Here is a 25,191-nt window from a genome sequence, read left to right on the forward strand (position 1 = left end):
CTAGCGAGCTTTCGGCACTTCGAACTGAGCCTCGTCGCCCATGTGCTCGGGCGAAAGACTCGGACCGCGACGGTCGCGCGAGCTGAGGCGGAACACGTCGCGGATGTCGTCGATCGAGGTCGACGAATAGGACTGGATGCACAGCGCGACCTGGTCGGGCGAAGCGGCGCGCATCATCGCTTCGATGGCGGGACGGTCGAGGCGGGTGTCGTCCCAATGCGAGACCGCGATGCTGTCCTCGGTGACCCGATGAGTGGCCAGATGCGCGGGCGCGTTCGCGACGAAATGGCCGTACATGAGATATTCCGAGAACTTCTTCTTCCGGCACAGTGCCAGAACCCAGTTCAATCCCGTTGCCGACTTGATCGAATCGGTCATCGCGCGCGCGGTGTCCTTGTCCCAGACCAGCGCGTTGCCGACATAGTCGTCCGCGGGGAAGGACCGGTCCTTGATGCCAAGGAGCTGATCGACGGTGCGGAGCCACAGGACATGCAAGGGGTGGGCGGCGCCGATCCCGTTGCGCGTGACGAACAGCGGGGTCTTCTCGGCGCCGGCATACTCACCGACGTCGAATTCGCGGAAGAACAGATTGTCCGAATCCAGGATGCAAACGCGCTGCTCTGGCGCGTTGAGGACGCCGGCGATCTTGAGGATCTGCTGAATGTGCCAGCCATGAACAGGTGACGACAGCAGCGACAGCCAGACGCGCCGTTTGCTGATGAACTGCAGAGCCGGCGGCAACGCCCACAGCCATTTCGGCAAATAGCGCGAGGCCGGAACGATGACGCGTTTGTCGGAAGCGAACCGCGCGAACAGCGGCAGATCCTCATCGTTAACGAGAACATAATGCCGTGTGTAGCCCGTCAACCAGATGTCGATGCTCTCGCTGAGCAGCGAAAAGCGCTCGATATCCTTGGCGTAGCTGGCGGTCAGCAGGGCAACGGAATGCATGGCGCGCGCTCGTATGGCGATCAGGCCGCAGTCATAGCGGCGCCGAGACGCGTTGGATACTTACATTCGCAATCAAGGTAAAATGAAACGAAGCATTAGCCATCCGACGGCAACCCCTGCGCGATGCCGCGAAAGCGCAGCGGCGCCAGCGCGGAGGCGCGCTGCCACCAGTCGGCGACGCGGTCGTCGAGCGCGGTCAGACCGCGGCCTTGGCCGGGAAATATCCGGATCTGCTGCACCGCCTCGGCTTCGAACCCCCTGCCCTTGCGGGTGATCTTGAGGGCGGCGCCTTCGCGGTCCCGCTGGGTCAGCGGCACCAGAAGCCGGCCGCGCGGACGAAGCGACCGAAGCCAGAGCGGATGCGGCTGCGAGAAGCCGGCATGAACGATGATCACGTCGGCGGGTTCGCCGATGTCCTCGCATCCGTCGCCATGGACGACCGCGACGTTGCGATAGGCGCCAAGATAGGTTGCGGCGCGCGCCGCAAGCCGCTCGTCGCATTCGATTGCCTGCACCCTGCCCTTGGGCCCCACGATCTTCGACAGCACGGCTGAGAAATAGCCGAGCCCGCAGCCGATCTGGACCACACGGTCTTTTTCCCCGACGTCGAGCAAATCGATGAAATGCGCCCACAGGCTCGGAAGTCCGGTATCAAGCTTGCGGCGCGCATCGATCGCGACCAGCACATTGTCCTGGAGATGAACGGGATCAGCATCCGGCGTCAGCCGATAGTTGCGCGCCGCCTCGGTCTTGATGCGCCACGGCCCCTTCGCCAGAAACTTTTCGCGCGGAACAGTGCCGAGGGCTTCGAGCAGGCGCGTTGAAGAGATCCGCTCGCGTTTTGAGATCAGCTCCACGTAACGCGCACGCGCGGCGGCAAGATCGCTCATCTCACGGAATCGGCCTGTTTACGAACAAGCGCGTCCACGCCGAGCTCGTCGATCAGTTGCATCGCCTGTTTCAGGTCCGGCGTGGAAAAGCCCTCGCTGAACTTGGCCACAATCGGTACGAGCAGGAGACGAGCGTGCTCGCGCTTGCCGGCTTGGTGCGACAGGCGCGCGAGGCTGACGGCGGTGCGAAGCTCCCAGGACAGAGCGCCCTGCTTACGCGCGATCTCCAGCGACAGGTTGAACAGGTCCTCGGCCTCCTGCACCGAGGCCGGATTCTCATCCGACAGGGTGATCTCGCCTTGCAGGCGGTAGACTTCGGCGAGGTAGGAGTGGTCGCCGGTCCGTCTTGCGGTCGCGAGCGCACCGTCCAGCGCGCGCAAGGCGGCATCGCGCATTCCGACCTTGGCGTAGGCCTCCGCGAGCAGGCAGCGGAACCAGCAGCCGGCGAGCCAGGAATCCATCGCTTCGTATTCGTCGAGGCCGAACCGCATCTGGCTGAGGCCTTCGTCGGCCTCGCCGAGCTGCGCCAGCGCCCAGCCGCGCAGGATCGCCGCCTGCTGCCTCCAGTGCAGGAAATTGTGCTCCGTGGCGATGATCATGGCGCGGTTGGCATGGTCGCGCGTGCCCTCAACATCGCGCAAATGCTGGCAGAGATAGGCGCCGAACACGAGCGCGAAGGCGAGCGTGAATGGGTGGCGGATCTTCTCGGCGTTCGCGATCGCCTGTTCGCTGTGCTGGCGCGCCGCGTCGGGCCGGCCGAGGAACCACAGGAGGTAGCCGAGATAGGACAGCGAGACGACACCGGGATCGGTGCCGTGCCGCTCCATCAGATCGGAGTGCAGGTCGGGGCTGTAGAGGTTGATGCAGCGGTGCAGATGATGCTGGGACGCGGCAAAGCGCCCGCGATAGAGCATAGTCATCGCGATCGAGCGATGCGCCTCGATCAGATAGCCGGTCTGCTGCGCCGGTTGCGTCCCCTCGTTCAGCCGCTCGCGCTTGGCGAACTTCAACAGCTCGACGCTGAGATCGTGCGCGCGGGTCAGATCGGCGCGGATGAAATGACAGACCCAGAGCCCGCGCGTGGCGGCGAAGGCCTTTTCGTCGTCGTCGAGCTGCTGGCCGAGTTCGAGGGCGCGGACGTAGTTCTCCTCGACCTCCTGCACGGCATAGCCCTTGGCGGCGATCAGCGCGTTGCCGAGCGCGATGCGCAATTCGAGCTCCATCTCATCGGCGCCCTGCATGCGCGCATTGGCCTGCACGACGCCGAGGCCGCGGCCCAGATGCCCGATCGCCTCTAGATTGGCGCCACTCTTGGCCGCCTGCTTACCGGCCTTAAGCCAGAAGCTGGCGGCGCTCTCGCTCTGGCCGGATTCGGTCATATGATGGGCGAGCAGTTCCGGTTCGCGCTCGGTCTTCTCGGGATACATCTCGGCCAGCACCTGGGCGATCCGGGAATGCAGCTTGCGCCGCTCGCTGTGCAGCAAGCTCGCATGCGCGGCGTTCTGAATCATCACGTGCTTGAAGGAGTAGAGCGCGTCGGGCGGATGGCCGCGGCGCATGATCAGTCCGGCCTCCTCCAAATGATTGAGCGCGGCCTCGATCTGTTCGGCGGGTGTGTTGGCGACCGCGTGCAGAGTCTCGTAGGAGAATTCGCGGCCGATGGTGGCACCGATTTGCGCGATCCGCTTGAACGGCCCCATCCGGTCCAGCCGCGCCATCAGCGAGTCCGTCAGCGTCGCCGGGATCGCAAGCTGCCGCCACGGACCCGACAGCACGTAGCGCCCGTGCCGTTCGGTCAGGAGGTTGGATTCGAGAACCGTCTTGGTCAGCTCCTCCAGGAACAGCGGCACGCCGTCGGTCTTGACGATGATCTCCTCGATGACCTCCTTGGGAAGCTCGCGTCCCGCCACGCGCTCGACCAGCGTCGCGCGCAACTGCCGGCTCAACCGGTTCAGCACCAGGGTCGTGATATGCGAATGGGCGTTCCAGCTCGGCTGGAATTCGGTGCGCGCGGTGATGATGACCAGGATTGCCCGGTTCTGTGCCCGGTCGACCAGGAGATCGATCACCTCACGGGACGTCGGGTCGATCCAGTGCAGATCCTCGAATGCGATCACCAGCGGCTGCTCGCGCGCAAGGCCGAGGAAATGATTGACCAGCGCCGCGACGGTCGCATCCTTTTGCTGCTGCGGCGACAGCTCGAGCGGCGGATAGCGGTCGCCGGTCGGAATGGACAACAGCACGGCAAACAGCGGCGCAACCTGCTCGATGTCGCCATGAGCGGCGGCGATCGCGGTCTCCAGGCTCGCCAGCGACTGAACGGACGCATCCTCGCGATCGAGACCGAGAGAGAATTTGAGCTGCTCGGCGAACGGATAGAACGCCGTGGAGGTGTAATAGGGCGAGCACTGGAACGAGACCTGTCCATGGCGATCGCCCGCGATCCGGTCGAAGATCTCCTGGATGATGCGCGACTTGCCGATGCCGGGCTCGCCGAACTTGACCACGACCTGGCCCTCGCCCTCCTTGGCCTGCTGCCAGCGCCCCATCAGCAGCGCAATCTCCTCCTCCCGGTTGACGAGCGGGGTCAGCCGCGTGCCCATGGCGGCGGCGAAGCGGGTCTCCACCCGCGAGGCGCGCATCACGTGCCAGGCCTGGGCTTTCTCCGAGATTCCCTTGAGCACGTGGACGCCGAGATCGCGGTAGTCGAACTTCCCCTTCAGCAGCGACTGGGTCGACGTGGAAATCACCACACCGTTGGGCGGCGCCAGGCCCTGCAGGCGCGCGGCGAGATTGACGGTTTCTCCGACCGCGGAGTCGCGCTCTTCGGTGCCCTGTCCGACGAGGTCGCCAACCACGACGAGACCGGTTGCGATGCCGATGCGGACGGCGGGTGAGTGGCTGAGCGCGCCACGCGGCTCGATCGCGCGAGCGGTCGACAGCACCCGGACGATTTCCAGCCCCGCACGCACGGCGCGCTCGGCGTCGTCCTCATGTGCGGTCGGATAGCCGAAATAGACCAAAATACCGTCTCCGACGAAGCGGGCAGCAAAACCTTCGTAATGCTTCACGACGCGGACACAGGTTTCGCGGAAGCTCGCGATCATGTCGCGCACGTCTTCCGGATCGAACTGCACCGAGAGCGAGGTGGAATCCACCATGTCGCAGAACATGGTGGTGAGCTGACGCCGCTCGGCGCCGACCTCCGTCCGGATTTGCGGGCGCGCCGTCGCGTCGGGCTTCTCCGCGGTTTCGGCCCGGAACAACGCGGTCATGGCGCGCTGGAGCCGCTTCCGATCGCCGAGCGGCAATCCGAGCTCGACCAGATCGGATTCGGTCAGGTCCGCCATGACGTCGAGATCGAGACGGTGCTGCGCGAAGAGATCGGTATAGTGGCTAAGACCGATACCCTCGAGCCAGCGCTTCAGCCCGCCTTCCGCTCCCGTGCCCGGCTCATTCTCCAGCATGGTGATTCCGCCCGACCAATCACTCCGTCGAAGGGCTTAGGGCCCCGCAACCACAGATTTTGGGGCCAAAACTTCACCTCAGACTGGACGCCTTTCCTAACTTCTTGGAAGAATAGCCCAATCGGATCAAAAGGGAACGGAATTGTCGGACGCCACACGCCCAGCCCCGCGGGAAGCGAGCACGACGGCCGAAGCGAAGATATTCGAGGATATCGGCGGTCTTCTCGATTTCCATGCCCGCAAGATGCCGGTGGCCCCCGCCCTCCTCGCCCCCGGCCAGCCGGTCCTCAACTACGGCGGGATTGGCGCGCGGACGCAGGATCTCGTCCGCACGCTGCGCGGGCTCGGCATCGCTCCTACCGACCGCATCGCGGTTGCGTTGCCGCGCGGTGCCGACAGCGCACTGGCCCTGATCGCGGTAGCCTCGAGCTGCGCTTGCGTTCCCGTCAATCCCGATCTGACGGCGGACGAGCTGCAACGCTATTTCAGCGAATTGAAGCTGACGGCGCTCGTCACCCGGGCCGACACGAACTCGGCGGCCCGCGATGTCGCCAAGGCGCTCGATATTGCGGTGATCGATTTCGTGCCGGGGCCGCAAGACGATCTCGGCGGCTGCGCGTTGGTCGGGCCGGCGGTCGGACCGGCGAGCAGCAGCGGCGCCTCGCGCGGCGACGACGACGCGTTCATCCTGCTGACCTCGGGCACGGCGGCGCGACCGAAGATGGTGCCGCTGACGCATCGCAATGTGTGCCTCTCCGCCTACAATGCCGGCCGCGTGCTCTCGCTCGCGTCCCACGATCGTCTGCTCAACGTCCTGCCGCTGTTTCACGCCCATGGTTTGATTTCCGGCCTGCTGACGGCGCTGGCCGCGGGCTCCAGCGTAGTCTGTACCGAGGGTTTCGACGCAGCCTCCTTCTTCGGCTGGATGCGGCAGCTGCGACCGACCTGGTACACGGCAGTGCCGACCATCCATCGCGCGCTGCTGACGGCGGCGGAAGCCAACCCGGATCTTGCCCGATCGTCGTCGCTGCGCGTGATCCGCTCCGCCTCGGCCTCGCTTACGCCTGCGATCCTCGACGGGTTGGAGGCGACGTTCGGCGTTCCCGTGCTCGAAACCTACGGCATGACGGAGGCGGCCTCGCAGATCGCGGCCAACCCGTTCGAGCTGCGCAAGGTCGGATCGGTCGGCCGCGCCGCGGGCCCCGAGATCACAATCATGGACGAGACGGGCCGCGCGCTCGCCAGCGGCCAGCACGGCGAGATCATGCTGCGCGGACCCAACATGAGCCGCGGCTACTATAATGACGAGGCGGCGACGCAGGCTGCCTTCCGCGACGGTTGGTTCCGGACCGGCGATCTCGGCTATCTCGATGCCGACGGCTATCTCTTCATCGTCGGCCGCATCAAGGACGTCATCAACCGCGGCGGGCAGAAGATCTCGCCTCTGGAGGTGGAAGAGGTTCTGCTCAGCCATCCGGCGGTGCTGGAGGCCGGCGTGTTTGCCGTCCCGCACCCGAAGCTCGGCGAGAACGTCGCCGCAATCGTGGTGCTGCGGCCGAATTCCGAGGCGACTTCGGACCAGTTGCGCCAGTTCGCCCGGAAACGGCTCGCGGCCTACAAGGTGCCGAGCCTGATCCGCAGCGTCGCGACGCTGCCGAAAGGCGCCAGCGGCAAGGTCAAGCGCAATGCGCTCGCCGAATTGATTGGAACGGACGGCGGCGAGGAGGAGGCCCGTCTGCCGCGCAACGCGCTGGAGACCGAGCTCGCCGGGATCTGGGCCAATCTGCTGGAGCTGCCGCAGGTCGGGGGCGATCAGGACGTCTTTGCGCTCGGTGCCGACTCGCTCGCGGTGACGCAGATGCGTTCGCGCCTGCGCGAACGCTTCAATGTCGATTTCTCGTTCGAGGACGTTTTTGATTGCGCCACGGCCGCCGCGCTTGCGGCCCGGATCGAGACCGCCGCAATCCATCGCGAAACGATGCTACCGGCCTGGCGCCAGGCCGGGGAAGCAGACGCGCCGCTGTCGTTCCAGCAGCAGCGGATGTACGTGCTCTCGCGGCTCGACCCCACGCGCTACAATTATAACGTCGTCGAAGTCGCGCTCCTCAAGGGTGGGCTCGACGTCGCCGCACTTTCTGCGAGCCTCACCGCCGTATCGGCGCGCCATGAGGCGTTGCGGTCGGTCATCGTCGAACGCGAGGGCGAGCCGGTGCAGCTTGTGCTGCAATCGCCACCGCGGTTCGAGCGGATCAAGCTCAAGCCCTGCCCCGCGAACAAGCGGGTCGCTGTTGTCAGGCGCGAAGCACTCCGGCTCGCGCAACATCCGTTCGACCTTGCGAACGAGGCACCGCTGAAGGTCACGCTGCTCTCGTTCGACAAGAGCAGCCATGTGCTGGTGGTCAACGTCCACCACCTCGTCACCGACGGCTGGTCGCAGCGGCTGTTCTGGGAAGAACTCGCCGTCCATTATTCGGCAGCGCGCAAGAACGACGTGACGGCACTGCCTTCGCCCGCCTTCCAGTACCGCGAGTTTGCGCTCTGGCAGCAGAGCTGGGCGCAGACGCCGGCGGCCAAGGAGCAGCTCGATTACTGGCGGGTGCAACTGGACGGCGTCACCACGCTGCCGCTGCGAACCGACCGCCCAAGGCCGGAGGTCTGGAGCGGCCACGGTGCCCGTCACTATCTCGAATTCTCCAAAACCCTGTCGGCCGACCTGCGCGCGCTGAGCCAGAACCAGGGCGTCACGCCCTTCATGACCCTGCTCGCCGTGTTCCAGTGCCTGCTGTTCCGTCACACCGGACACGAAGATGTCGCGACCGGATCGCTGATCGCCAACCGCAATCAGATCGAGAGCGAGCGCCTGATCGGACTGTTCGCCAACACCCTGATCCTGCGCAATGATTTTGGCGGCGATCCGAGCTTCGGCGACATGTTGCGCCGGGTACGGCAGGTCACGCTCGATGCCTATCGCAATCAGGATCTCCCGATCGAGGAAGTCCTGCGCTCGCTTCAGATCGCACGAAGGACGGACGGCAATCCGCTGTTCCGGATCATGTTCATCCTCCAGAATGCCTCGATCGAGGCGGCACGATTCTCCGGTCTGTCGACGCGGCGGATCGAGATCGATCCAAAAGTGGCGCGATTCGACATCACGCTCGAACTGGTCGAGGCCGACGGCCGTTTCACCGGCTTCTTCGAATACGCCACCGATCTGTTCGACGCGGCGACGATCGAGGGCATGGCCGCTCAGTTCAAAACCCTGCTCAAATCCGTCATCGCCGATCCAGAGCAGCGCATCTCCCGCCTGGCACTCCTGACCGAGGTCGAACGCCGGCAGCTGCTGGCGCAGGGCCGGGGCGTGCCAGCCAATTTCGTCGCGCGCGGCAATTTGAGCGAAGGTTTCGATCGCCAGGTCAAGAAGACGCCGAACGCGATCGCGGTGTCGGACGGCCGCACATCCCTGAGCTACCGCGAGCTGGCGCGCCGCAGCCAAGCGGCTGCGCGCTGGCTCACTCTCGAAGGCGTCGGCGCCGAGGCCGTGGTCGCCTTGCTTGCAGATCGCGGGCCCGACCTGCTCGCCGCGATGATCGCCGTGCAACGCGTGGGCGCCGCCTTCCTCAATCTCGATCCCGACCAGCCGCGGGAACGGCTCGCAACCATCCTCGGATCGAGCGGGGCCCGCATGCTGCTGATCGGACGGGCGCAGTCATCCATGGCGGAGGCGCTGCTCGAACCGCTGGTCGAGCGCATCCAAATGGCCGAGCTCGAGGACGCGATCGCGCCAGCGTCGGCCAAGCCGGCCCGCGCAAAGCGGCGCGCGGCGTCGAGCCTTGCCTATCTCATCTACACCTCCGGGTCCTCCGGCGCGCCCAAGGGCGTCATGATCGAGCAGCGCGGGCTGTCAAACCATCTGGCGTCGCTCATCTCCGAGCTGAACCTCTCGTCCCGGGACGTGATCGCGCAGACCGCGCCACAGAGTTTTGTCATCTCGGTGTGGCAGTTCCTCGCGGGGCCCATGGTCGGCGCGCGCGTCCACATCTCCGGGACCGCGATCGTGCAGGACCCGATTTTGCTCGCGCGCGAGATCGAGCGCGAGGGCATCACGGTGCTCGAGATCGTCCCGTCGCTGCTGCGCGTGATCCTCGATCGCATGGACGAGGCACAAATCCGACGCGCCTTTGCGAGGCTGCGCCTTCTGATCTCGACGGGCGAACCGCTGCCCGTCGATCTCTGCAAGGCCTGGTTCGCCCGCTGTCCGAAAGTGCCGCTGATCAACGCCTATGGTGCGTCGGAATGTTCCGACGACGTCTCGCTGCATCGCCTGACCAAGGCGCCGGCGACCGACATAGGCCATGTCCCGGTCGGCGCGCCGCTGCCGAACATGCAGCTCTACGTGCTCGACGCAAACCTGCAGCCGCAGCCGGTCGGCGTGACCGGCGAGCTCTGCATCGGCGGCGCCGGTGTGGGCCGCGGCTATGTCAACGATCCCGCGCAGAACCGGCAGCGCTTCCTGCCCGATCCGTTCTCGCGCAAAGCAAGCAGCCGGCTGTACCGGACCGGCGACCTCGCCCGCCGCCGTGCCGACGGCACGATCGAATGCCTCGGTCGCGCCGACCATCAAGTCAAGGTCCGCGGCTACCGTATCGAGCTCAAGGAGATCGAGAACGCGCTTGCCGACCATCCCAGTGTGCGCGCCGGCATCGTCGAGCCGCGTCGCGAAGCGAGCGGCGATGTCAGGCTGATTGCCCATATCGTCGCAAGATCCGGCAGCCGGAGCAGCGCCAGCGAGCTGCGCGATTTCCTGAAGAGCCGGCTGCCGGACCATGCCATCCCGTCCGCGTTCTTGTTCCTGGATCAGGTGCCGCTCAATGCCCATGGCAAGATCGATCGGACCGCGCTGCTGGCGCCGGCGCAGCAGGAAACGTTCGAACCGGATGCGGCCGTGCCGGCGCGGCGCTTCACCGAAAAGGTGCTGTCCGACATCTGGATCGACCTGCTGAAGGTCGAGAGCCTCGGCGTCACCGACAATTTTTTCGACCTCGGCGGCCATTCGCTGCTGGCGGGCCAAGTCATGGCGCGGGTCGCTCGGGCGCTCGGCGCGTCGCTGCCGATCAAGACCATCTTCGAGGCACCGACGATCGACGAGCTTGCCCGGCGGGTCGACGAGGTCGTGGCGGCAAAGCCGCGCAAGCCGGCTGCAAGTTTTGCAAGGCTGGCTGGCGCGAGCCTGGCCGAAGGCAGCCCACCCACGCTCTCGATCGCGCAGGACCAGATGCTGCGGATCGAGCAGAATCTTCACGGACTGCCGCTGTTCAACCTGCCTTTCGCTTTCCGCCTCCAGGGGCCGCTGAATCCGGCCGCCCTGGCGCAGGCGATCGACGACATCGTGCGCCGGCACGAATCGCTGCGGACTCATTTCGGCTGGAGCGGCGGGGAGCCCGTCAGCCGCATCGCCGCGCCCGGCGCCCTCGGCCGTGTCCTGAGTGTCGAGACGATCGGCGACGGTCAGCCCCACAATAACAAGCGGCGCAAGGCGCTGGAACTCCGCAAGATCAATCTCCTGATCGAACAGGAGACCTATGTCCCGATCGACACCACGCGCGCGCCGCTGCTGCGCGCCCGGCTGTTGCGGCTCCACGATGGCGATCACGTGTTGCTGCTGACGCTGCATCACGCCGTCGTCGATGGCTGGTCGATCGGCGTGATGTTCGAGGAATTATCCAACCGTTATGCGGCGCTGGCCGGCTATCGGTCGGTGCCGCTGCCGAAACCGCCGCCGGCCTTTGCGGACGTGGCGCGCTGGCAGCGCTGGTGGTGCGGCACCGATGCCGCCCGCCGTCAGGCGGCCGACTGGACCGAGAATTTGCGCGGGGCGCCTCCCCTCTTCGAGGGCGAATCAAGCCCGGGCCCGTCCAGGGGGCACCATCCGGTCAGTCTCGAACGTGAGCTGATCGGCCGGCTCGCGGCTTTCGGCGGCCAGCATAATTGCACGCTCTTCATGTGCCTGCTGACCGGCTTGAAGGCCGTGATGCTGGCGCGGACCGGCCGCGACGACATCTCGATCGCCACCGCCATGGCCAATCGCGCCCAGCCGGACACCGACCGGATCGTCGGTCCGTTCGAGAACACGGTGATCGTTCGCACCAAAATCACGCCGGAGCTGTCGTTCGCGCAGGCCGTAGTCCGGGTCCGCCAGAGCGTGCTTGACGCGCATGCGCGCCAGGAGCTGCCTTTCAACATCCTGGCCGATCATCTGGAGCAGGAGGGGGTCAATCCAGCCTCGCTGCTCCAGGTCTATTTCACCCTGCAAAATCCGCTGCGCCAGCCGCTCGATCTGCCTGATCTCACGACAGGATCGATCGGCAACATCGCCCGCGAAGGCCAGCCGGTGCTGCCGATCGACCAGACATGGCTGTCGCTGATGCTCAAGGAGCGGCCGACGGGAATCACCGGTTCGTGCAATTACAAGAGCGAGCTGCTCGACGGCGCTACGGTCGGCCAGTGGATGGAGGATCTCGTCGCGCTGCTCGCGGCCGCCCTCGCCCAACCCAACACACCGCTCGGCCGATTGCTCAATCGCAGGGCGGCATGACCGGCCGTACATCACGGACGAATACGGGGTCACTCGTCAAAGCTGTGAACGACCAAGTTGCATCTTGATTATTTGGCGCCATCGCGCAAGATTATTCTCGCGTTTTGATTTGGACGAGTATTTTCAACCGGGGAGTTCGTTATGGGTTTCATCAAATTTACCAAGGGCACCTCGTTGAGCGACAAGGACCGCAAGGCCCTGCAGAAGTTGCTCGGCGCCGAGAAGAAGAAGCTGCAGTCCGCGCTGAAGGACGTCGACGCCAGCATTTCGATGTTGGGCGGCTCCAAGAAGTCCAAGAAGAAGAAGACGTAAGACTCGTCGGCCGACGCCGCACGAATCTTCAGGCTTCAGTTTTCGGGCTTCATTTTTCACATTTGGCCGCTCGCGTGTCGAGTTGGGGTCTCGCACAAGCTTGCGCCCGTAAACCGGCCAGCAATCGACAAGGATTCGCCCGAGTGGACCGCTAGAAGCGGTCCGCTTAGTTGATTCTTGCTCAGTTGATTCTTCCGTCATGGCAGGGGATTTGGCCCCGGCCTGGCGCCATGGGCCCAATTGATGGCAGACGACAGAATTGAACTGTTTGTCGGATTGATCGAGAATTTTGACACGCCAGGTGCGATCGATACGTGCCGGCGCCTGCTCTCGGTCGACGAACGGGTACGAGCCGACCACTTCGTGTTCGAGCGGCACCAGCGACAGTATATTTTCGCGCACGCGATGTTGCGCCTTGCGCTCTCGCACGTCGCACCTGAGGTCGCACCGACCGACTGGTCATTTGCGGCCGGGCGTTACGGGCGGCCGTTTGTCGCATCACCCAGGACATCGAGCACGCTGCATTTCAGCCTGTCGCACGCCGACGGCTGCGTCGCCTGCGTCGTGTCGGGGCATGAGACCGTCGGCGTCGATGTCGAGACCGTGTCGCGTCGGGTGGCGCCGCTGTCGACCGCGCTTCGGTTCTTCGCGCCGGAAGAGGTCGAAACGCTGCGCAGGCTGCCGGAGCCCGCCGCGACCGAGCGCTTCTTCGACTACTGGACGCTGAAAGAAGCCTATCTGAAGGCCAGGGGTTTCGGCCTCAATTTGCCGCTCGACGCCTTCGCGATGCAGGTATCGCGCGAGGCCATCGAGATCAGCTTCAAGCCCGATATCCCCGACGATCCGCAAGGCTGGCGATTCCAGCTGATCTCGCCGTCGCCCTCGCATCGTCTCGCGATCGCGGACGGCTCCCGCGCCACCGGCGGCCTTCCCATCACCCGCAATGGATGGCCGCTACAGGAGGCGGCTGAATGACGCCGCGGCGGCTGCGCGTCTTTCCCGCGATTTCGCGCAACCGCGACCCCAAGAAATATGTCGACGAGCTGATGCGGGTGGCGCAGTTCGCCGATCGCAACGGCTTCGAAGGCATCCTGCTATTCGAAGGCAACGACGTGTTCGTCGAGCCCTGGGCGATGGCCCAGCACATCATCGGCGAGACGACCCGATCCTCGCCGCTGATCGCGGTCAATCCGGTCTACATGCACCCGTTCACGGCGGCAAAATTCGTCTCGTCCTTTGCGCAGCTCCACGGCCGCAAGGTCTATCTCAACATGATCACGGGGACGGCGGTCAGCGATCTGCAGGGGCTCGGCGACGAGCAGTCGCACGCCGATCGCTATGTCCGGCTCGGCGAATTCGTTGCGCTGATGCGCCAGCTGCTGGCAAGCCCGCGTCCGACGACTTTCGAGGGCCGGTTCTACCGCGCCAGCAACCTGCAACTTCGGCCGCGCCTGCCGCCGGAGCTGATGCCGGAATTTCTGGTCGCAGGCCAGTCCGAGCCGGCACAGCGCGTCGCAAAGGAGACCGGCTGCATCAAGATGCAGATGTTGCCGCCGGATCTCGACCGCGGCCTCGATGCGCCGGGCGTGAATTTTGGAATTTTCGCCCGCGAGGGACGCGACGAGGCGCGGCAAGCGGCAAAGGCGCGTTTCCGCGATAATGCCGACGATCGCGAGCTGCTCGCGCTCACCGTGGAGAACAGCGATTCCGTGTGGAAACGGCGCCTCTACGAGAGCCAGAGCGGCGAGCTCGCGGACAATGGCTATTGGCTGCTGCCGTTCCTGACCTTCCAGGCCGACTGCCCCTACCTCGTCGGCAGCTACGCGGAGATCGGCGCGAAGCTGAAGGAGTTTGCCGCGAAGGGGCTGACCACGATCATGCTCGACATGGTCGCGGACGAGACCGAGATGCAGCACGTCTGCAAGGCGCTCGCGGCAAGCGGGATGTTTTGAGTTGTGGATGAAGTCGACCTAACCATCCACATCGTCATTGCGAGCGTAGCGAAGCAATCCAGAGTCCCTCCGCGGAAAGATTCTGGATTGCTTCGCTACCCTCGCAATGACGGAGAATGATGGGCTACTCAGCGAGAATCAGCGCGCCTCTTCGAAGCCGGCCAGCACCGAGGTCAGGTTCGCGCCGAGGATGTCCGAGAGGTAGCCGCCCTCCTGCACGAACACGGTCGGCAGGCCCATCTTCGCGATGGCCTGTCCGATGCGGCGGAAGCCCGGCGTGGTGACGGCGAGACCCTTGAGCGGATCGTGCTCGGAGGCGTCGAGGCCGAGCGCGATGACGAGGGCGCCGGGCGCAAAGGACTCGATCGCCTTGCGCGCGACGTCCATCGCCTGGATGTAGCCGTCATCGCCGGTGCCGATCGCCAGGGGAATGTTGAGATTTGTGCCAAGGCCGGGACCTTCGCCGCGCTCATGCGCATAGCCCCACACGTAAGGATAATACGCGACGGGATCGGCATGGATCGAGACCGTGTAGACATCCGGCCGCGCGTAGAAGATTCCTTGCGTGCCGTTGCCGTGATGGACGTCGACGTCGAGGATCACGACACGCTCGTGCCTCTGCCGCAGATGCGCCGCCGCGATCCCGCTGTTGTTGAGGAAGCAGAAGCCGCCGGCCATGTCGCGATAGGCGTGATGGCCGGGCGGCCGGCAGAGCGCATAGGTCGCATCCTCGCCGTCCATCACCATCTGTGCCGCGGTGACCGCGACGTCGGTCGCAGCGCAGGCCGCAGCCCAGGTGCCCGGGCCGATCGGCGCCGCGGTGTCGGCGGTGTGCCAGCCGAGCTTGCCGGTGATATGGGTGGGATAAGTCGCGGCATGGCGCACCGGATGGATATTGCCGATCATCTCCGGGCCGGAATCGCCGAGCGCGGTCCAGGCCTCCCAGGCCTCGCTCAGGAACGACAGATATTCCGGACTGTGGATGCGCGCACGCGGTCCCTGCCCGAATGTGGTCGGCTCGACCAGTTGATGCTTGCCGTCCTTGAGCCCTTTGAGCAGGCGGTCGGCACGTTCGGGCTGCTCGGTGGTGCGCTTGACCACACCGCGAACCAGGAAGAATTGCGGATCGTGGCTGCGATGCAGCTCGGTATGGACGGCTTTCACTCGAACACTCCGTGGTCGCTTTGAGGGTGCCACAGATGTCTAAATCCCCGCGGCGGCGAGATGCAAGCAAGAAGAATGCCGCCCCTGTCGCACCGCCCTGCGCCGGAAGCAGATCCCTCGTGAAGCTCAGCAGCGCCCGCGCTGAAGGCAGTGCTCGCGGCCCTGCTGGTCGGTGCGGAAGGACTCGACGAAGCCGCCCTGACGCTGAGTGACGAAGATCGTCTTGCCGTCGTGGCCTCCGAAGGCGAGGTTGGTCGGCTCCTTGGCTCTCAGCGTGATCTCCCGCTCCACCGCGCCATTGGCCTTCATCAACGTGATCGTGCCCTTGAGGATGCGCGCAACATACAGACGGCCAGCGATGTCGGTGCGCAGGCCGTCGACAGTGTCGGGCTGAAATGCCTTGACGAGTCTTGGACTGGTGAGCTCGTTGCCGGCGACCGTATAGGACCAGATCTGGCCGCTGCTGGATTCCCCGACATAGAGCGTCTTGTCATCAGGGCTGAGATCTATGCCGTTGGTCGTGCCCATCGCGCGCGGCGCCGACATCAGCTGTCCCTGCACCGTTCCGTCGGCTCCCTTCGCGATGCGCCAGATGTGGCCTTCGCGACCTTTCCAGTTCGGATCGCTCGCGTAGATCGTGCCGTCGCGGGCGATGGTGATGTCGTTGGGCTGGTTCATCTCGTCGGAGTGAAACCAGATGGCGGGCTCGGTCGATCCCTTCGGGATCGCGAAGATGTTGTGCTTCTTGTAGTCGGCGATGAACATGGTGCCGTCGCGCGCGAAGCGGATGGCATTGCCGACGCTGCCCTCGGGCAGCGCCGTGAACGGCTCGGACGCCGTGCCGCCGACGGGCAGCTTGCCGATGGTGCCGGGCTTGCCGAAATTGACGACGAAGAGATTGCCGTCGAGATCGGCGGCCGGCCCTTCGATGCCGAACGTGTATTCGCCTGATGGCGTCACCTGCACGCTTTCGAACAGTTTCGTTTCCGCTCGGGCCGGTGCCGTCGCAAGGACGAGAACAACGCTACTGCACAGGCACCAGAAATTCCTGCCGGATGTAATAGCCATCGCCGTCGCTGCACTCGCCATTCAGATAGGCATCGGCCGGTCGGAAGAAGCGGCTGAAACCGGGTTTGTCTACAGCGTTCCTTTGTGTCACGACGACGACCTTGGCAGCCGGTATTTCGCCGCATTCCTTGTTCGTTTTGCCAAAGAACTTGCGCTGCGGCGGGCCGGACTTGATCCGCATCCGGATGCCTGGAACCATTCTTGACACCAGCAGATCCGCCGTGTCGAGCAGGCGCGTGTAACCGGGTTCGGCCTTCGGCAGGCCGTCGCCACCCGGCGGCATCAGTTTCTCCGCGCCCAACCCACGAAGCCGCGTGCGCAACTTTCCGGAATCGGGATCGCCAGGATAGATCCAGCCATCCTGCGACAGCATGAAGCGAAGCACCGTCGCGTCCTTCTGAGCGTCCGATAGGCCCGGCTTCAGGCCGAAATCCGAGTGACAGCCGACGCAGTGCTTTTCGACGAGGCCCTTGCGCAAATTGGTGAGCCGGACGCTGTTCTGCGCGTCCCTGGCCACGAAGACCGCCAGTTGCTCGATCAGCGCCTGGCTACGCACGTCGCAGGGCAGCGGCGACGGCGCATCGCCCGCGGCGCGGTCGATCCGGATCACGGTCTGGTTCTTGTCCTCGACCAGCCAGATTGCGCCGTCCTCCGCGACCGTCATGCCGACCGGCGCACCTTGCGGCCGCGCGCCGTTGACGCGGTGCCAGCCTGCGATCAGCTCCTCGAACGGCGCGGCGGCGACGGCGCCGGCCTCGGTCTGAAAGCTGTGGGTCGGATCGGCCGCGCAACTGACATGATAGCGTACCGGCGCCGGGGCGGGCTTCGGGAAGCCGTGATCGTCGACGTCATAGACGATGACGCGGCTGCCGGTCGGGCGATAGCCATGCAGGCCGACCAGCAGCTTGCCCTCGAGCTCCGGAAATTTCGCGCCGCGATAATAGAGCATCGCGAGCGGCGCGCCGTGCGGCGGCAGCAGCGAGAACGGCGCCTTGTAGAGAGCGTTGGCGGTGCACAGCGATTTGTAGACCCCCGACCGCAATACGATCCTGAATTCGAGACTCGGCGTCGACAAATCGTAGCAATAGGGCCAGCCGTAATGCCTGCCCTGCTCGATCGCGTTGATCTCCTCGTTCGGCTTGAAAATGTCAGGCAGGTCGCGGCCGTTCTCGCCTTGCAGGAAGGCATAGCCCGCATCAGGGAAGTTCGGATGCAGCGCCAGCGCCATCGAGTTGCGCAGGCCGCGCGCATAGACACCGTGCGGCGGGTCGGGTTCGCCAGGCTTCAACGCCGGGAAGATACCGCCCGGGGGCGGCGTGAACAGCCAGATCGACGCCATTGCGGAAACGCCCTCGGCCGCCGCGCAAGGTCTCGTGATCGGCGCCGGCGTGATGCAGTCGTCGCTGTGCGAGCCGACATTGACGAACAGCCGGCCGTTCTTATCAAAGACAAACTGCTTGAATGGATGCGCGCTCTCGTCGAGCTTTTTGCCGTCGGGCAATGTGATCCGGCGGCCGGGCATGTGACGGACGACGGTCTCGACCGTGTCGCGCGGATTGTCGGCGAGCGGATCGAACCGGAAGATCGTCTCCGCGCTCGAGGCATAGAGCTTCTTGTCCGGGCCGATCGCGAGGCCGAACGGATATTCGATTGCAGTCAGCAACTCCTTGAACCGCTGTCCCTGGGGTGCCCGCGGGTCGAGCAACAGCAGCCGGCCATCGGTATGGCCCCAGCCCGCCATGTCGGCGACCACGAACAGGTCACGACCGGGCACCTGGATGATCGAGCGCGGGAATTTCAGCCGATCCTCCTCGCTGGCGACGAGGCCAGCGCAAAATCCCGCCTTCATGTCGATCTGGATTCTGGGAAAGGCGAGATCGGCGCTGCCGCAGGTCTCCGTGCCGATCGCATAGCCGCTCTTGCGGACCGGTTCTGATGAGCCTACCGAGGCGAGGGTCAGGAGGACCACCAAGGCGCCCGTGCATGCGCGCAGGCTTCGGCTTTCACGCCAAAATGTGAGGTGGTTCACGGCGCCTCCCGGACGTTCCGTCCAGGGTTGTTCCATGCCGCGGGAACGCCGTCCAGTTGATCAACACCCCCTTGTGATCAAACCAGCAGGGGGCTTGGCGCCGACCAATCTCCGTAGATTCCCTTACCGGGCTCGACCCGAATGTTTCGCGAAGGCTTGGAATGGTATCGGTTTGCCGTCCCAATCGCTCCCAATAGGAGACGCATATGGTCCAGGTCTATTTTCACTGCTCCAACTTGGACGGCACGCTGATCGATCGCAGCGGCACAGCCGTGACCAACCTGACCGAGGCGCGCGACCGTGCCGCCCAGATCATGAACGCGATGATCCTGACGCCCGGCGCTGAGGATTGGCGCGACTGGGTAATCCATGTCAGCGGCTCCGACGGCGAGGAGATCTTCGACCTCCCCTTCACTGCCATGCTCGGCAAGCCGCACTGAGGTGATGCCATGTTGCTCGCGTCACTGACCCTGTTCCGCCAGCCCCTGAACTTCATCGCCAGCAAATGGCTGACGCTGATCCGGATCGCGGGCAATCCCTACCGCCCCGAGCTCCACTACATGCGCGGGCCTGGCCCGAAATGGCACGCCAGGTATCAGGCCAGCCGGCTGGATCGCGCGCGCTGAGCCCTGCGGCTTCCGCTTCCCACTGATCGGTCTCATAACTCGTCATGCCCGGGCCTGTCCCGGGCTTTCTCGTCTTGGCATCTACGTCTTGCCGACTGCGCCACCCCCGCTGTTACACACCAGCCATGCCGCGTCGCCCTTTCGATGTTCTCGATGGGGGCGATGTGCCATTCTTCGCGGAGCTCAGCGCAACGAAGCCAAACCGAAGACAGCACACAGACATCATCATGCCGCACCAGTTCAGCCACACCCAAACCGTCCGCAAGCCCGCCGTCACATCCAAAGGCGGCATCGTCGCCGCGCAATCGCGGCGGGCGGCCGAAGTGGGGGCGCAAGTGCTGGCGGCGGGCGGCGACTGTGTGGACGCGATCGTCGCCACCACCTTCGCGCTTAACGTGCTGGAGCCCTGGAACAGCGGCATGGGCGGCGGCGGCGCGATGGTGCTCTACCGTGCCGCGGAAAATCTCTACGAGGTGATCGACTACGGCATGTGCGCGCCGCAAAGCCTGCGCGCCGCCGACTATCCGCTCAGCGGCGAAGGCGCGGCTTCCGACCTGTTTCCCTGGCAGCGGGTGAAGGACGACCGCAACATCCACGGCCCCGGCTCGATCGCCGTGCCCGGCGTCGTCGCCGGCATGGAGGAGGCGCATCGCCGTCATGCCAGGCTGCCGTGGAACGATCTGGTCGCGCCGGCCGTCGCCCTCGCCGGCGAAGGCCTGCTGGTCGATTGGTGGACCACGCTGACGATCGCGGCATCGGCGTCCGATCTTCGGCGCTATCCCGCGAGCGCGACAACGTTCCTGAAGGACGGCCTCCCGCCGAGCGCGCCGTGGGGCATCAAGTCCGAGACGCGGCTGCCGCTGGACACGCTGAAGGCGACACTGGCGCACCTCGCCGACGCCGGTCCGCGCGATTTCTACCAGGGCGACCTCGCCAGGAGCATCGCGTCCGACATCAAGGCTGACGGCGGCGCGCTGTCGGTGGAGGACCTCGCCGCGTTCCGAGCCCATCTGCGCGATCCGCTGGCGATCCCCTATCGTGGCGGCAACGTGTTTGCGACGCCGGAACTCACAGCCGGACCGACAATGGCGCATGCGCTGCGCCTGTTGCAGCAGAACCTGAAGCCGGGAAGCGCGCCCGACGCGGCCGCCTATGCCGAATATGCCGCCGCGCTGCAATCGGCCTATCGCGAGCGGCTCAAGGATATGGGCGATGCCGACGGCAAGCGCTCGCTCGGCGCGGAATATCTGGCGCCCGCCTGCACCACGCACTTCTCCGTGGTCGACCGCCACGGCAATATCGCGGCGGTGACGCAGACGCTGCTGTCATCCTTCGGCTCGAAATACGTCACGCCGCACACCGGCATCGCGATGAACAACTGCATCATGTGGTTCGACCCGAAGCCAGGCACCACCAACTCGCTCGCCCCTGGCAAGCGCTGTCTCACCAACTACACTCCCGTCATCGCCGAGGCCAAGGACGGCAGACGGCTCGCGGTCGGCGCCTCCGGCGGTCGCCGCATCCTCCCGTCGGTGATGCAGATCGTGTCGTTTGCGATGGATTTCGGCATGGATCTCGATGCCGCGATCCACCAACCGCGCATCGACGCCAGCGAAGGCGCCATCGTGATCGGCGATACCAGGCTGCCGGCGGACACACGCGAGGCGCTCGCGGCGCGATTCGACTATGAGGAAGCGCGGGTGCAGTCCTTGCCGCAGAAGTTCGCCTGCCCGAGCGTCGTGATGCGCGACGGTGACACCAATTCCGGCGCGGTCGAGATCTTCCAGCCCTGGGCCGACGCGGTGGCGGAGGGCTGAGCCTAGATCCCCAACCGGTCGCGCAGGCGACCAGCGATCACTGCCGTCGTCACGCCGACCGGCCAGAAGGCATGCATCGGGATCGGCTTGATGCCGGTGACGGGCATGTCGAGCTCGGCCTTGGCGCCGCCGATCAGACGCCTCGCGAGCTGCGCGCCCATCGCGGTCGAGAGCGCGACGCCGCGACCGTTGCAGCCGAGCGAGATCAGGATGTTGTCCGCGGGCTCGTGCACATGCGGGTAATGATCCGCGGTGATGGCAAGCCGGCTGTTCCAGCCATGGGTCCAGGCCACGCCCTTGAGCTGCGGCCATAGCCGTTCGGCGTATCGCATGAGATAGGCGACGTCGCGCGGCGAACTGATCCAGCGCATCGGGCCGCGGCCCCCCATCAAGAGGCGGTTCTGCTGATCGATGCGGTAATAGACGGTGATGTGGCCGCTCTCGTAAAGGACGGGACGCGCCGGCATGATCGAACGGGCCACGTCGTCAGAGAGCGGGGCCGTGGCCGCGATCGAGGAAAACACCGGCACGATGGTGCGGCGAAGCGCCGGCCAGAGATCGTCGGTAAAACCGTTGGTCGCGAGCAGCACCTTGTCGGCATGCACCACCGCGCGCGGCGTCTCGATGCGCCAGCGGCTGCCCTCGCGACGGAGTGATAGTGCGGGTGTTTCGCCATACACCTTCGCGCCCGCGGAGATCGCGGCGCGCGCGAGGCCGCGGGCATAGCTGAGCGGATGCAGATCGCCGCCGCGGATATCGAGCATGGCGCCGATGTAGCGATCCGTGCCCGTCATCTCGCGCAATTGCTCGCGATTGAGGTACGACACCGGCATGCCACGGGCGATGCACTGCTGTGCGGTTGTCTCGATCGCGGCGGCGCTGGCCTCGTTATAGGCCGCGCGCAGCGTGCCGTTCTGCCGTGCTTCGCACGGGATCTGGTAGCGGCGGATCAAATCGTGGGTGAAGTTCGTCGTGCCGTAGGAGAACGCGACCATGCGGCGGCCGAGCTCAGCGCCGAAATCCGCCTCGATCTGATCGGGATCGTGCTTCAGTCCGGGATTGGTGTGACCGCCATTATTGCCGGATGCGCCCCAGCCCGGCTCCTGCGCCTCCAGCACCAGTGCCTCGACACCCTGCTCCGCCAGATGCAACGCGGTGGACAGGCCGGTGTAGCCACCGGCGATAATGGCGACCGAGACCGTCTTGTCGGTTTCGAGCGGCGGCGTGGCCACCGGCGCAACGGCGGTGTCGGCATAGAGAGACGGCGGCAGAGGCAGGCGCGTGGTCATGGCGAAGACCGGTCAGAGCGGATGCAGCACGCGGCGCAAAAAGTCCTGCGTGCGCGGATGCTGGGGTTGATTGAGCAGCGACTTGGCCGGCCCCTGCTCGACGATGACGCCGCCGTCGATGAACAGCACGCGGTCGGCGACGTCGCGGGCAAAGCCCATCTCATGGGTGACGACGACCATGGTCATGCCGTCGTCGGCGAGCTTGCGCATCACGCCGAGAACGTCGCCGACCAATTCAGGATCGAGCGCCGAGGTCGGTTCGTCGAACAGGATGGCCTTGGGCTGCATCGCCAGCGCCCGTGCGATCGCGACGCGCTGCTGCTGGCCGCCGGAGAGCTGAGGCGGATGCTCGTTGGCTTTCTCGGCAAGGCCCACCTGGGCGAGCAGCGCGCGGCCACGCTCGAATGCGGCAGCGCGTGGCTCCTGCTTCACATAGAGCGGACCTTCAACCACGTTCTCCAGCACCGTCCGGTGCGGAAACAGATTGAAGCGCTGGAACACCATCGAGACCTGGGTGCGGACTTTCACGATCGACGGCGCGTCGCGGTCGACCTTCAATCCCTCGACGCTGATCTCGCCGCGGTCGTAGCTTTCGAGACCGTTGATACAGCGCAAGATGGTGGACTTGCCGGAGCCGGAAGGGCCGACGATGCAGACCACCTCGCCCTTCTGGACGGACGCCGTGATGCCCTTGAGCACCTCGTTCGCACCGAAGCTCTTGTGGACGTCGGTCAACTCGATCATTTCTTGCCGGCCCGCTTCTCGAAGTGACGGACCAGCAGGATCAGCGGAATGCTCATGGTGAGATACATCAGCGCGACAAGCGTGAACACGTTGGTGTTCTTGAAGGTCGAGGACGCGATCAGCTTGCCCTGAAGGGCGAGCTCGGCGACCGTGATGGTCGAGGCCTGCGAAGAGTCCTTCAGCATCATGATCATGACGTTGCCGTAGGGCGGCAGCACGATCCGCACCGCCTGCGGCAGCACGACCCGGCGCATGGTCAGCCACCAGCCCATGCCGATCGATTGCGCGGCCTCGATCTGCCCTTTGTCGATGGCCTCGATGCCGGCGCGGAAATTCTCCGCCTGATAGGCCGAGTAGGCGATGCCGAGCCCGAGGATCGCGGCCTGCAACGCGGACAGGGTAACGCCGAGATCGGGCATCACGAAATAGAGGTAGAACAACAGCACGATGATCGGAATGCCGCGGATCACGTTGATCAGGCTGGCGCTGAGCAGCGACAGGACGCGGATGCCGGAGACCCGCATCATCGCCCAGACGAGGCCAAGAACCGTCGAAAGCAGCAGCGAGCCGATGGTGGCGACGATCGTCAGCGCGACGCCGCTCATCAGGATCGGGAAGAATTCGGCCGCGTCGTGCCAGAAGCCTTTCATCGATCAGCTTTCATCGATGGCCTCTGCCGATCAACCCTGTGCCTTCAGACCCCATTTATCGAGGATCTTGTCGATGGTGCCGTTGGCCTTCAGCTTGGCGAGCGAAGCGTTGATCTTGCCGAGCAGCGCGGCCTCGCCCTTGCGCACGCCGATGCCCACCGAACCGACGGTGACGGGCTTGTAGCCATCGACCAGGCGCACCTCGGGGAAGCCGCCCTGCTTCAGATTGTAGGCGAGGATCGGATAGTCGGCGTAACCGGCCTTGAGGCGGCCGGTGTTCACGTCGCGCAGGATGTCGGGGATGGTGTCGTAGGCCTTGACATCGGCGAACAGGCCGGACTTCTTCAGCGCGTCGACGAAGGCGGTGCCGACCTGAGCGCCGACCGTCTCGCCCTTCAGATCGTCCTGGGTGGCGTAGGCCTTGGTGTCGCTCTTGGGGACCACGAGGCCTTCGCCATAGGTGTAGATCGGGTCGGAGAAGTCGACGACCTCCTTGCGCGGCGCTGTGATGAACATCGCGGCCGCGATGATGTCGATCTTGCTTGATGTCAGCGACGGGATCAGGGCCGAGAACTGCATCGGCTCGATCTGCACGTTGAAGCCGGCATCCTTGCCCACTTCAGTGACGAGATCGACCATGATGCCCTGGATGCTATTGGTCTTGGTGTCGAGGAAGGTGAAGGGAATGCCTGTCGGCGTCGAGCCGACCTTCAGCACTTGCTGCGCCGAGGCCGGCGCTGCTGCGGCAATCGCGAGTGCCGCGAGCGCGGCCAGACCAAAACGCTTCATCGCATCCCCCTTGGGCCCGACCGATGGCGGCGCTCGCAAACCTCGTCATCGCAGACGTTGCGGGCAAAGCCGTTTCGGCCTATTTTCACCAATATGAAAATTTGGTCACACTTCTGCGGCCGATGCAAGTGGTTTTCATGCACATGAAGGAAGCGGTTTGACGTGAGCGGTGGCAAGAGAATGCACAGGCCGGCCGCCGCAAAGCCGGTGAAGAAGGTGAAGGTGAAAGCCTCCGCCCGGGCTATCGCCAAAGCGGCCGAGCCGGCGATGGATGTTGCGGTCGGCCGCCGCATCCGCGATCTCAGGCGCATCAGGCAATTCTCGCTCGAGACGGTTGCCTCGCGCACGGAGCTGTCGATCGGTTTCCTCAGCCAGATCGAGCGCGGACTGTCGTCGCCGTCGCTGCGCGTGCTGGCCACGCTCGCCGACGTGCTCGGCGTCGGCATCGCCGCGCTGTTCGGCGCGAGCCCGAACGCCGACGGTGCACCAGATCAGGTGGTCACGCGCGGACTGCAGCGGCCCGAGCTGAAGCTCTGGCGCACCGGCGTGTCCAAGCAGTTGCTGAGCCCCGCCAGCCCCGACAACCGGCTCAACCTGTTCCTGGTGCATCTGGAGCCGGGCGGCTCCACCGGTGACGAGCTCTACACCCATGACGGCGAGGAAGCCGGCCTCGTTCTCGAAGGCGAGATGATGCTGACGGTGGACAGCGAGACGTGGTCGCTGAAGACGGGCGACAGTTTTCGGTTTGCAAGCCGTCGGCCGCACCGGTTTTCAAATCCAGCCAATGACGCGAAGGCGGTGGTGCTGTGGGTGAATTGCGTGACGGGGACGGCGTAGCGCAGCCGTCATTG

Annotated in this window: 18 protein-coding genes; 8 read left to right on the forward strand and 10 right to left on the reverse strand. The window is 65.1% G+C overall.

Annotated elements, in window-relative coordinates; genetic code table 11:
- The 3 genes from RX329_RS35265 to RX329_RS35275 all read right to left on the reverse strand — a co-directional run bounded on the left by RX329_RS35265 (window position 1) and on the right by RX329_RS35275 (window position 5,308).
- On the reverse strand, window positions 1–951 hold the full coding sequence (locus tag RX329_RS35265) for a DUF6492 family protein (protein ID WP_317245053.1): 951 nt from the start codon (window positions 949–951) through the stop codon (window positions 1–3).
- Between the two features lie 95 nt (window positions 952–1,046).
- Window positions 1,047–1,841: a protein-L-isoaspartate O-methyltransferase family protein gene (locus tag RX329_RS35270; protein ID WP_018455681.1), complete on the reverse strand. Its 795-nt coding sequence runs from the start codon at window positions 1,839–1,841 to the stop codon at window positions 1,047–1,049.
- Entirely contained in the window at window positions 1,838–5,308 is a 3,471-nt protein-coding gene (locus RX329_RS35275) for an ATP-binding protein (protein WP_317245054.1), read from the reverse strand. Before RX329_RS35275 ends, RX329_RS35270 begins: the two co-directional genes overlap by 4 nt.
- A gap of 142 nt (window positions 5,309–5,450) precedes the next feature.
- On the opposite strand from RX329_RS35275, the gene RX329_RS35280 reads away from it, so the two are divergent.
- The 4 genes from RX329_RS35280 (at window position 5,451) to RX329_RS35295 (ending at window position 14,164) form a co-directional block, all read left to right on the forward strand.
- A complete protein-coding gene (locus RX329_RS35280) occupies window positions 5,451–11,900 on the forward strand; it encodes a non-ribosomal peptide synthetase (RefSeq protein ID WP_085416059.1) in 6,450 nt (2,149 codons plus the stop codon).
- A 141-nt stretch (window positions 11,901–12,041) separates the two neighbouring features.
- Window positions 12,042–12,212, forward strand: coding sequence for a hypothetical protein (locus tag RX329_RS35285; protein ID WP_162847227.1), 171 nt, complete (start codon window positions 12,042–12,044; stop codon window positions 12,210–12,212).
- A 243-nt stretch (window positions 12,213–12,455) separates the two neighbouring features.
- A complete protein-coding gene (locus tag RX329_RS35290) occupies window positions 12,456–13,187 on the forward strand; it encodes a 4'-phosphopantetheinyl transferase family protein (RefSeq protein ID WP_018455684.1) in 732 nt (243 codons plus the stop codon).
- The gene (locus RX329_RS35295; protein ID WP_085357886.1) at window positions 13,184–14,164 is read left to right on the forward strand and encodes an LLM class flavin-dependent oxidoreductase; all 981 of its coding nucleotides are present in this window, start codon (window positions 13,184–13,186) and stop codon (window positions 14,162–14,164) included. Before RX329_RS35290 ends, RX329_RS35295 begins: the two co-directional genes overlap by 4 nt.
- 138 nt (window positions 14,165–14,302) lie before the next feature.
- On the opposite strand, the gene RX329_RS35300 is transcribed toward RX329_RS35295, so the two are convergent.
- The 3 genes from RX329_RS35300 to RX329_RS35310 form a co-directional block, all read right to left on the reverse strand.
- Complete coding sequence (locus RX329_RS35300) at window positions 14,303–15,328, reverse strand: histone deacetylase family protein (protein WP_018455686.1); 1,026 nt, start codon at window positions 15,326–15,328, stop codon at window positions 14,303–14,305.
- Window positions 15,329–15,454: 126 nt separating this feature from the next.
- The gene (locus tag RX329_RS35305) at window positions 15,455–16,396 is read right to left on the reverse strand and encodes an SMP-30/gluconolactonase/LRE family protein (RefSeq protein WP_026233001.1); all 942 of its coding nucleotides are present in this window, start codon (window positions 16,394–16,396) and stop codon (window positions 15,455–15,457) included.
- Entirely contained in the window at window positions 16,353–18,425 is a 2,073-nt protein-coding gene (locus RX329_RS35310) for a PQQ-dependent sugar dehydrogenase (protein WP_085350474.1), read from the reverse strand. Before RX329_RS35310 ends, RX329_RS35305 begins: the two co-directional genes overlap by 44 nt.
- A 206-nt stretch (window positions 18,426–18,631) precedes the next feature.
- On the opposite strand from RX329_RS35310, the gene RX329_RS35315 reads away from it, so the two are divergent.
- The 3 genes from RX329_RS35315 to RX329_RS35325 all read left to right on the forward strand — a co-directional run bounded on the left by RX329_RS35315 (window position 18,632) and on the right by RX329_RS35325 (window position 20,868).
- Complete coding sequence (locus tag RX329_RS35315; RefSeq protein ID WP_007606355.1) at window positions 18,632–18,865, forward strand: DUF6894 family protein; 234 nt, start codon at window positions 18,632–18,634, stop codon at window positions 18,863–18,865.
- A gap of 9 nt (window positions 18,866–18,874) precedes the next feature.
- The gene (locus RX329_RS35320) at window positions 18,875–19,051 is read left to right on the forward strand and encodes a hypothetical protein (RefSeq protein ID WP_162847226.1); all 177 of its coding nucleotides are present in this window, start codon (window positions 18,875–18,877) and stop codon (window positions 19,049–19,051) included.
- A gap of 227 nt (window positions 19,052–19,278) precedes the next feature.
- Entirely contained in the window at window positions 19,279–20,868 is a 1,590-nt protein-coding gene (locus tag RX329_RS35325; RefSeq protein ID WP_317245055.1) for a gamma-glutamyltransferase family protein, read from the forward strand.
- Between the two features lie 2 nt (window positions 20,869–20,870).
- Here RX329_RS35325 and RX329_RS35330 read toward each other — a convergent pair whose 3' ends face one another.
- Genes RX329_RS35330 through RX329_RS35345 form a run of 4 tightly spaced genes read right to left on the reverse strand, consistent with a single transcriptional unit; the run spans window position 20,871 to window position 24,340 of the window.
- Window positions 20,871–22,157 carry an NAD(P)/FAD-dependent oxidoreductase gene (locus tag RX329_RS35330; protein ID WP_085357882.1) on the reverse strand — a complete coding sequence of 429 codons (1,287 nt, stop codon included), beginning with the start codon at window positions 22,155–22,157 and terminating at the stop codon, window positions 20,871–20,873.
- 12 nt (window positions 22,158–22,169) lie between these two features.
- Entirely contained in the window at window positions 22,170–22,901 is a 732-nt protein-coding gene (locus RX329_RS35335; protein WP_018455692.1) for an amino acid ABC transporter ATP-binding protein, read from the reverse strand.
- On the reverse strand, window positions 22,898–23,551 hold the full coding sequence (locus tag RX329_RS35340; RefSeq protein ID WP_317245056.1) for an amino acid ABC transporter permease: 654 nt from the start codon (window positions 23,549–23,551) through the stop codon (window positions 22,898–22,900). The genes RX329_RS35335 and RX329_RS35340 overlap by 4 nt, the downstream gene beginning before the upstream one ends.
- A gap of 30 nt (window positions 23,552–23,581) precedes the next feature.
- Window positions 23,582–24,340, reverse strand: a complete 759-nt coding sequence (locus tag RX329_RS35345; RefSeq protein WP_018455694.1) for an ABC transporter substrate-binding protein — start codon at window positions 24,338–24,340, stop codon at window positions 23,582–23,584.
- Window positions 24,341–24,520: 180 nt separating this feature from the next.
- Between RX329_RS35345 and RX329_RS35350 the strand changes: the two genes are divergently transcribed.
- Window positions 24,521–25,177 (forward strand): helix-turn-helix domain-containing protein, encoded by a 657-nt coding sequence (locus tag RX329_RS35350; RefSeq protein WP_018455696.1) that lies wholly within the window; start codon window positions 24,521–24,523, stop codon window positions 25,175–25,177.
- Window positions 25,178–25,191: the final 14 nt, after the last annotated feature.

Origin of the sequence: Bradyrhizobium sp. BWC-3-1 (assembly GCF_032917965.1) — a bacterium.
GTDB classification, from domain to species: domain Bacteria; phylum Pseudomonadota; class Alphaproteobacteria; order Rhizobiales; family Xanthobacteraceae; genus Bradyrhizobium; species Bradyrhizobium canariense_D.

What these genes read in the sequence shown, in the direction of transcription:
- RX329_RS35265 (WP_317245053.1), bottom strand. Translation starts at nt 951, where the DNA reads ATGCATTCCGTTGCCCTGCTGACCGCCAGCTACGCCAAGGATATCGAG.
- RX329_RS35270 (WP_018455681.1), bottom strand. Translation starts at nt 1,841, where the DNA reads ATGAGCGATCTTGCCGCCGCGCGTGCGCGTTACGTGGAGCTGATCTCA.
- RX329_RS35275 (WP_317245054.1), bottom strand. Translation starts at nt 5,308, where the DNA reads ATGCTGGAGAATGAGCCGGGCACGGGAGCGGAAGGCGGGCTGAAGCGC.
- RX329_RS35285 (WP_162847227.1), top strand. Translation starts at nt 12,042, where the DNA reads ATGGGTTTCATCAAATTTACCAAGGGCACCTCGTTGAGCGACAAGGAC.
- RX329_RS35290 (WP_018455684.1), top strand. Translation starts at nt 12,456, where the DNA reads ATGGCAGACGACAGAATTGAACTGTTTGTCGGATTGATCGAGAATTTT.
- RX329_RS35295 (WP_085357886.1), top strand. Translation starts at nt 13,184, where the DNA reads ATGACGCCGCGGCGGCTGCGCGTCTTTCCCGCGATTTCGCGCAACCGC.
- RX329_RS35305 (WP_026233001.1), bottom strand. Translation starts at nt 16,396, where the DNA reads ATGGCTATTACATCCGGCAGGAATTTCTGGTGCCTGTGCAGTAGCGTT.
- RX329_RS35315 (WP_007606355.1), top strand. Translation starts at nt 18,632, where the DNA reads ATGGTCCAGGTCTATTTTCACTGCTCCAACTTGGACGGCACGCTGATC.
- RX329_RS35320 (WP_162847226.1), top strand. Translation starts at nt 18,875, where the DNA reads ATGTTGCTCGCGTCACTGACCCTGTTCCGCCAGCCCCTGAACTTCATC.
- RX329_RS35325 (WP_317245055.1), top strand. Translation starts at nt 19,279, where the DNA reads ATGCCGCACCAGTTCAGCCACACCCAAACCGTCCGCAAGCCCGCCGTC.
- RX329_RS35330 (WP_085357882.1), bottom strand. Translation starts at nt 22,157, where the DNA reads ATGACCACGCGCCTGCCTCTGCCGCCGTCTCTCTATGCCGACACCGCC.
- RX329_RS35335 (WP_018455692.1), bottom strand. Translation starts at nt 22,901, where the DNA reads ATGATCGAGTTGACCGACGTCCACAAGAGCTTCGGTGCGAACGAGGTG.
- RX329_RS35340 (WP_317245056.1), bottom strand. Translation starts at nt 23,551, where the DNA reads ATGAAAGGCTTCTGGCACGACGCGGCCGAATTCTTCCCGATCCTGATG.
- RX329_RS35345 (WP_018455694.1), bottom strand. Translation starts at nt 24,340, where the DNA reads ATGAAGCGTTTTGGTCTGGCCGCGCTCGCGGCACTCGCGATTGCCGCA.
- RX329_RS35350 (WP_018455696.1), top strand. Translation starts at nt 24,521, where the DNA reads ATGCACAGGCCGGCCGCCGCAAAGCCGGTGAAGAAGGTGAAGGTGAAA.